Here is a 7,366-nt window from a genome sequence, read left to right as displayed (position 1 = left end):
GCTATACGGCGCTGTCCTTCTGCTATCAGGTCGCCCCGATCCTGGCCGGATCACTGGCCCCGCTCATCGCCATCAGTCTGTTCGACCATTTCCACAGCTCGGTGCCGATCGAATGTGCCGGGGGCGGACCGGGTTTCGCACCGCGCAGGGGGTAGAAGTCGCCGGGGAGGGTGGTGCGTTCGCCCTCGCCCCACAGGGCGCGCAGCACGCCGATCGCCTCACGCAGGGCGGCCAGGGCCTGGCCGGGGGTGCGGCGCTCGCCGCCCATGGCCTCGATGGCGTCCCAGAACGCGCCCGCGCCCAGCCCGAGTTCCACCCGGCCGCCGCTGAGCAGGTCGAGGCTGGCGGCGCTGCGGGCCAGCACCGCGGGCGGGCGTAGCGGCAGGTTCGCGACCGCGGGCATGAGGGTCAGGTTGCGGGTGAAACCGGCCAGATAGGACAGCAGCGTCCAGGTGTCCAGGAAGGCGGCCTGATACGGATGATCCTGGACGGCCAGCACTTCCAGCCCGGCGTCGTCGGCCTGGCGGACCAGGCGCAGCAGCGGACGCCCGCGCGCCGCCTCGGGCGGAACGAAGATCCCGAACCTCAGCTCATGTCCGTAATCCGCCATAGCGAATATCAAGTTACTCCCGGACCGGGGGCGGCGGGGCAATCTCGTGTCGGCTCGGCGAGTCCGGTTGACCGTCCGCGTTTCAGATCGTGATCAACCGGCAATCCGATTCCATATTCGTTGCCGGGCAACGAATTACAATCGGAGACGGGCCGACCGCGGCCGCGGCACGGTCCTTTCGGCAGTCGGGCCGCACGCGGGGCGGCCGGGGTGAAGGGACGGGCGGGGTGCGGGTTCACAGCACGGTCGACGTGGCACACAAGCACCTGACGAAGGTGGATCCCTCGGCGCTGGCGCACGCGCGGAACCGCTTGGCGGAGACCGGATTCGCGCGCCTGGGCTTCCTGCTCCCGCACCGGGTCAAACGCATGCTGGCGGCCGAGGCGCTGGGCCTGCTCGACCACCACCGGCAGTGGGGCGAACTGCTGCCCGAAGGCGAGGGCGGCGCCCGCCAGCGGGTGGATCTCACCGAGCAGCAGGTGTCCGCGCACGCCGCCTGCATCCCGGGGGTGTACGACTGTGAAGCCTTGCGGCGCAACCTTTCCGTCATCGCCGCGGAACCGGTGCTGTCCCGCACCGACGAGCACCGCTACACCGTCAGCCGCCTGCACCACGACGACGCACCCGGCCAATGGCATTGGGACGACTACGCTTTCGCCCTGATCCTGGTGGTCGAGTGCCCGCCGCTGGCGGACGGCGGCTTCGTGCAGACGGTGGCACACACCCGCCGCGACTGGGATCACGCCGACGTCTACCGGACCTTGACGCGCAATCCGATTCAGTCCTGGGAACTGCATCCGGGCGATATGTACCTGCTGCGCACGGACACCACCCTGCATCGGGTGCATCCCTTCGTGAACGGACGCCGCACCACCGTCGCCATGAGTTTCACCGCCGTCCATGCTGCTGAAGGTTTGCTCACTCGGCGGGAGTGAGCTGAATCATATAGAGTGGTAACCTGATTCACCGTTAACGCATGCGGGGGGCAGCGTCGCCGCACCGTGCTTCCGCCCCGGGTCGTGCTGCCGGTATGCCGGTAGTTCCGCCCTCACGTTTCTCAGGCGACTCCCATGGATCTTCTCAATCCGCTCGACGCGATCTTCCTTGCGATCGAATCCCGCGAACACCCCATGCACGTGGGCGGTTTGCAGTTGTTCGAGCCACCCGCCGACGCGGGCCCCGAATACACCCACGAGCTGTTCGAGGCCATGGCCGCCCAGACCGAGGTGCGGACCCGCTTCCGCCGCAAGCCCTCACGCCTGCTCGGCGGCTTCTCCAGCCTCGCGTGGTCGCATGCCGACAACGTGGATCTCGGCTACCACCTGCGGCGATCCGCCCTGCCCAGCCCGGGCGGCCTGGACGATCTGCTCGACCTGACCGAACGCCTGCACGGCATCCTGCTGGACCGGCACCGCCCGCTGTGGGAGGGCCGGCTCATCGAGGGCCTGGCCGACGGGCGCTTCGCGGTCTACATGAAGATGCACCACGCCCTCATCGACGGCGTCTCGGCCATGCGGCTGCTGCAGCGCACCCTCACCGACGACCCGTTCGACACCCGGATGAACGTCCCGTGGGTCACCCCGCCGGCGCCGCGCGACGACACCGTCGAATCCGAAAGCCCTTGGGCCCAGCTGCGCAGGGCCGTGCCGCGCATGCTGCGCGCCACCGGTTCGATCGCCGCACCGTTGCGGGGCGCCCTCGACGGCCGGCTCACGCTGCCGATGACCGCGCCGCGCACCATGTTCAACACCTCCATCGGCGGGGCCCGGCGCATCGCGGTGCGGTCCTGGCCGCTGGAGCGGATCAATGCGGTGCGCGCGGCCACCGGGGCCACCGTCAATGACGTGGTGCTGGCCATGAGCGCGGCGGCCCTGCGCTCCTACCTGCTCGAACGCGACGCGCTGCCGGACGAGCCGCTGATCGCCATGGTGCCGGTCAATGTGCGCAGCGCCGCGGAATCCGATGTCTCCGAGGGCAATATGGTCGCGGCCTGCCTGGCGAACCTCGGGACGCATATCGCCGATCCGGCACAGCGGCTGGCACTCATCAGCGATTCCATGCGCGAGGCCAAGAAGGTGTTCACGCAATTGCCGAAGCTGGAGGCCATGGCATTGTCGGCGGCGCTGATGACGCCGCTCGGGGTGTCGCTGCTGCCGGGCTTCGAGGCGTTGCCGCGCATGCCGTTCAATCTGGTGATCTCGAATGTGCCGGGGCCGCGCAAGCCGGTCTACATGCAGGGTGCGCGGTTGGACGCCAATTACCCGCTCTCGATTCCGTTCGAATCGCAGGCCGTGAACATCACGGTGACCACCAATGGCGACAATCTCGACTTCGGACTCGTGGGCTGCCGCCGCACGGTGCCGGATCTGGATCGGATGATCGGCCATCTGGAGAACGGTCTGGCCGAACTGGAGCAGGCCACCGCCTGACGACTCATTAGGCTTGGCCCGTGGAGACATCGTGGGCCGAACTGCGCAAAGACTGCCTGATCCTCGAGGATGAGGCGGTTCTGGCGTTGAACAAGCCCGCCGGAATCTCCGTGACCGGCGAGCGCCACGACACCGACATGGTGGAAATGGCGGCGGCGCAGGGCGAGACGCTGTACCCGGTGCACCGCATCGACAAGGTGACCTCCGGCCTGGTCCTACTGGCCAAGGAGTTGCCCGCGCACGGCGTGCTGACCCGCCAGTTCAACAAGCGCACCGCGCGGAAGGCGTATCTGGCCGTCACCGCCTCCACCGGCCTGCCCGACCGCGGCGTCATCGACCTGCCGCTGAGCGTCGGCCGCAAGAACCGGGTGCGGATCGCCGCGCCCCGCGAGAGCATCCGGCGCGAGGGCGACACCTGGCTGGTCGACGCGCAGGACGTGCTCGCGGGCAAGAACTATCCGTCGGTCACCGAATTCGCCACCGTCGCCCGCACCGATACGCACACCGTGCTGGCGCTGCGCCCGATCACCGGGCGGCGGCATCAGATTCGCGTGCACCTGGCCTGGATCGGCCACCCCATCGTCGGCGATCCGCTCTTCGACAAGTCCGGCGCGTTCGCGCGCACCCATCTGCATTCGTGGCGTTTGACCCTGGATGCCCCCTGGCGTCCGAATGGTCTACTGGAACTCGAGGCAGAGCCCGGAGCGGATTTCTGGCAACCCGGCGCGGCGCCGCTCGTGGACGACCCGCGGCAACTGCTGAGCAGCGCAAGCGAACTCATGACCGGCGTCACGCGCGGCTCCCATTGATATTGGTTGGCTATATTGGGTGGCGGGTCTCACCGGCTCACATCGGAGCAGGTCAATTAGCCTGTTTCAGGTGACCGCGGTGCGGCGGCACGGCCGGGCGCGACGACGCGGCCCACGACAGAAAGCGAACGCCGATGGTTCTGCTGGCTCAGCTCAGTGACACCCATTTCAATATGGGCGCACGCAATGTCGAACGCGTCGAAAGGGTCATGGCGTTTCTCGCCGAGCTGCCGCAGCGACCGGATCTGATCCTCGTCACCGGCGATATCGCCGACGAGGGCGAGGTCGAGGAGTATCGGCAGGCGCGGGCGGCGCTGGTCGCCGACGTGCCCGTGCTGGTGCTGCCCGGCAATCACGACGATCGCGGCAATATGCGGCAGGTGCTGTTCGGTCGGGACCCGGGCTACGAACCCATCAACAATGTGCACCGCGGCGATGGCGTGACCGTGGTGCTGCTGGACTCCAGCATTCCCGGCAAGCCCGAGGGCCGCCTCGACGAGCAGACCTACGCGTTTCTCGAGGACGCGCTCGCCCAGACCGCCGCCGACGACACCGTGCTCATCGCCATGCACCATCCGCCGCTGCCGGTGCAGTCCACGGTGGTGGATCCGATCCGCCTCACCAATCCCGAACGGCTGGCCGAGATCGTGGCGGGCGACGCGCGCATCGCCGCCGTCCTCACCGGGCACGTGCACGCCGGGCTCATGACGCAGTTCGCGGGCAAGCCGCTGATCGTCGCGCCCAGCGTGTCCTCGACCATCGGATGCGAATGGGAAACGGCCGCACCGGGACACGTACCGATCGACTTCGCGCCGGACCCGTCGCTGGTGTTCCACTCGATCACCGACGCCGGGCTGCTGTCCATGTTCCGGCCCATCGGCATGGGCGGCTGGCTCAGCGAACCGGCGGACTGACCACCCCGCCACCGGCCACCGCGGTGCGCCGATAGACCGACGGGGTCGTGCCGGTCCAGCGCTTGAAGGCGTGGATGAACGTGGACGCCTCCGCGTAGCCCAGGCGGATCGCCACATCGCTGACCGACAGCGGTGTGGCGGTGAGCATTTCCTCCGCGAGCGCGCGGCGCACCTCGTCCAGCAGTTGCCGGTAGCTGGTGCCCGCGGCGTCCAGGTGGCGGCGCAAGGTGCGGGTGCTCATATTGAGATCCCTTGCCACGGAATCGATTCCGGGCGGCACCGCGAAACCGTCCAGCCCGCCGCGCGGGACCAGGCGGCCGCGCACCTCGGCCGCGATGCCGGTGCGGGCGCGGCGGCGCGAGACCAGGTCCCGGCATTGCGCCAGGCACATGGCCCAGGTGTGCTCGTTGGCCTGGGGCAGCGGCTGGTCCAGCATCGCCGGGTCCAGGGTGAAGGTGGTGTGCGGTTGATCGAAATGCGGCTGCAGGCCGTAGATTTCGGTGTAGAGGTCGAGGTTCGACGGGGCCGGGAAGTCGAAGTCGGCGCGCAGCAGGTCGACCGGATGGCCGAGCAGGTCCGACAGCACCTGGTGCATGGCCGTCACATCGCGTTCCACCAGGAAGCGGCGGACGTCGGCGGGCACCCGCTCGTCGTGGATGCGGGCCACGAACTCTCCCGGCTGCCAGCGGGCGGCCGGGATGCAGAAGGTGAAGCTCAGCTCCAGGTAGCGCAGTGCGAAGGAGATGGCCTCGCCGAGGGTGGGGCTGCTGACGCAGGCGAAGCCGAAGATGCCGAAGGTGGAGATCCGGTACCGCCGCCCCACCTCCAGGCCCAGGCTGGGCCGCGTATGCAACTCGCGCACCAGATTCCGGATCACCGCCAGCTCGGTGTGCGCGTCGATCTGCGCGTCCGGGTCCGCCAGCTGCTTCTCGGTGAGACCGCTGCCCTGCAGCATGCGCGCCATCGGCACCCCGTGCTCGCGCGCGAAACCCACCATGAGCGCGACACTCGCCACGCCGCGTGGGAAGTCCCAATCCCGGATCCCCGCCTCCTGCACCGTGCTCATCACCCGATTATGGCCGAAATTCTCGATCAGGTCGCCCACTAAATCGGATGTCCGCTCCTACAGTGAGAAGGGACGTTCAATGTGAGGAGCACCACAATGCCGTCGGTCATCATCATCGGTGCGGGATTCGGCGGGCTCGCCATGGCGATCGAGTTGCAGCGCAATGGCTTCCACGAGTTCACCATCCTGGAGAAGGCCGCCGACCTGGGCGGAGTGTGGCGGGAGAACACCTATCCGGGGGCGGCCTGCGATGTGCCGTCACCGCTGTACTCCTTCGCGCACGAGCCCAAACCGAAGTGGCGGCAGCGGTATTCGCTGCGCGAGGACATCTGGGATTACATGCGCGGAGTCGCGCGGCGCCACGACCTGTTCGACGACATCGTGTTCGGGGCGGAGGTGACCGAGGCGGAATTCGACGAGTCGACCGGGCAATGGACGGTGCTGACCGCGGACGGCGTGGCACGCACCGCCGACATTCTGGTGTCCGCGGTCGGGCAGTTGTCCCGTCCGGCCATGCCGCCGATTCCCGGCATCGAGCGCTTCGCGGGGGAATCGTTCCATTCGGCGCTGTGGGATCACGAGGTGAAGCTGGACGGAAAACGGGTGGCCTGCATCGGCACCGGGGCCAGCGCCATCCAGTACGTGCCCGAGATCCAGCCGAAGGTGGCCGCGCTGACCGTCTTCCAGCGCACCGCGCCGTGGGTGCTGCCCAAATTCGACACCGATTACAAGCCGGTGCATCAGCGGATTCTCGTCGAGATTCCGGGAATGCCGGTGGCGGAACGGTTCTCGTGGTGGATCATCGCCGAATTCGTGGCGCTGGGGCTGGTGGAATTCCCGGGCATCGTGCGCATGGTCTCGCGAATCGCCGAGAACCATCTCGAGGAGCAGGTCCCCGATCCGGTGCTGCGCGCCAAACTCACCCCCGACTATCCCATCGGCTGCAAGCGCGGCCTGTTCTCCAACGACTTCTATCCCGCCCTGTGCGAACCCAATGTCGAGGTCGAGACCACGGCCATCACCGAGATCGTCCCCGAGGGCATCCGCACCGCCGACGGCGTCCTGCATCCCGCCGACGTCATCATCTACGGCACCGGATTCAAGGGCACGGAATTCCTGTGGCCCATGAAGATTCGCGGCCGCGGCGGCCGCAACCTCGCCGACGTGTGGGACGGCGGCGCCCACGCCTACCTCGGCATCACGGTCCCCGAATTCCCCAATATGTTCATGCTCTACGGCCCCAACACCAACCTGGGCGTCGGCTCCATCATCTACATGCTCGAATCCCAGGCCCGCTACATCCGCCACGCCACCCAACTCCTAGCCGAACGCCCCGGCCGGTATCTGGAGGTCCGCCCCGACGCCGAACAGGCCTTCAACGAGTCCCTCCAATCCCGACTCGCCCGAACCCCCTGGAACTTCTGCACCAGCTGGTACCGCACCCCCTCCGGCCGCATCACCAACAACTGGCCCGGCACCACCCGCAGCTACCGCCGCCGCACCCGCAAACTCCACCTCCCGGACTACACCTTCACCCC

The 7,366-nt window shown here is 68.0% G+C and carries 7 protein-coding genes; 5 read left to right on the top strand and 2 right to left on the bottom strand.

Annotation, left to right across the window (positions count from 1 at the left end; translation table 11 throughout):
- Positions 1 to 25 precede the first annotated feature (25 nt).
- Positions 26 to 610, bottom strand: coding sequence for an LLM class flavin-dependent oxidoreductase (locus tag ACAM49_RS37230; RefSeq protein WP_369640231.1), 585 nt, complete (start codon positions 608 to 610; stop codon positions 26 to 28).
- Between the two features lie 227 nt (positions 611 to 837).
- On the opposite strand from ACAM49_RS37230, the gene ACAM49_RS37225 reads away from it, so the two are divergent.
- From ACAM49_RS37225 to ACAM49_RS37210, 4 genes are all read left to right on the top strand, one after another.
- On the top strand, positions 838 to 1,545 hold the full coding sequence (locus tag ACAM49_RS37225; protein ID WP_369640230.1) for a hypothetical protein: 708 nt from the start codon (positions 838 to 840) through the stop codon (positions 1,543 to 1,545).
- Between the two features lie 135 nt (positions 1,546 to 1,680).
- Positions 1,681 to 3,039 carry a wax ester/triacylglycerol synthase family O-acyltransferase gene (locus tag ACAM49_RS37220; protein WP_369640229.1) on the top strand — a complete coding sequence of 453 codons (1,359 nt, stop codon included), beginning with the start codon at positions 1,681 to 1,683 and terminating at the stop codon, positions 3,037 to 3,039.
- A gap of 20 nt (positions 3,040 to 3,059) precedes the next feature.
- Complete coding sequence (locus ACAM49_RS37215; RefSeq protein WP_369640228.1) at positions 3,060 to 3,848, top strand: RluA family pseudouridine synthase; 789 nt, start codon at positions 3,060 to 3,062, stop codon at positions 3,846 to 3,848.
- Between the two features lie 134 nt (positions 3,849 to 3,982).
- Entirely contained in the window at positions 3,983 to 4,762 is a 780-nt protein-coding gene (locus tag ACAM49_RS37210) for a phosphodiesterase (protein ID WP_369640227.1), read from the top strand.
- On the opposite strand, the gene ACAM49_RS37205 is transcribed toward ACAM49_RS37210, so the two are convergent.
- The gene (locus tag ACAM49_RS37205) at positions 4,743 to 5,828 is read right to left on the bottom strand and encodes an AraC family transcriptional regulator (protein ID WP_369640226.1); all 1,086 of its coding nucleotides are present in this window, start codon (positions 5,826 to 5,828) and stop codon (positions 4,743 to 4,745) included. The two genes, ACAM49_RS37210 and ACAM49_RS37205, sit on opposite strands and share 20 nt — an antisense overlap.
- Positions 5,829 to 5,924: 96 nt before the next feature.
- Here ACAM49_RS37205 and ACAM49_RS37200 point away from each other — a divergent pair.
- Positions 5,925 to 7,366: flavin-containing monooxygenase (locus tag ACAM49_RS37200; RefSeq protein WP_369640225.1), on the top strand; the 1,442-nt coding region annotated here is incomplete at its 3' end.

Source organism: Nocardia sp. JMUB6875 (genome assembly GCF_041154655.1).
Taxonomy (GTDB): Bacteria; Actinomycetota; Actinomycetes; order Mycobacteriales; family Mycobacteriaceae; genus Nocardia.
Note: the sequence above shows the minus strand (reverse complement) of the source record. Positions and strands in the feature narration are given on the sequence as shown.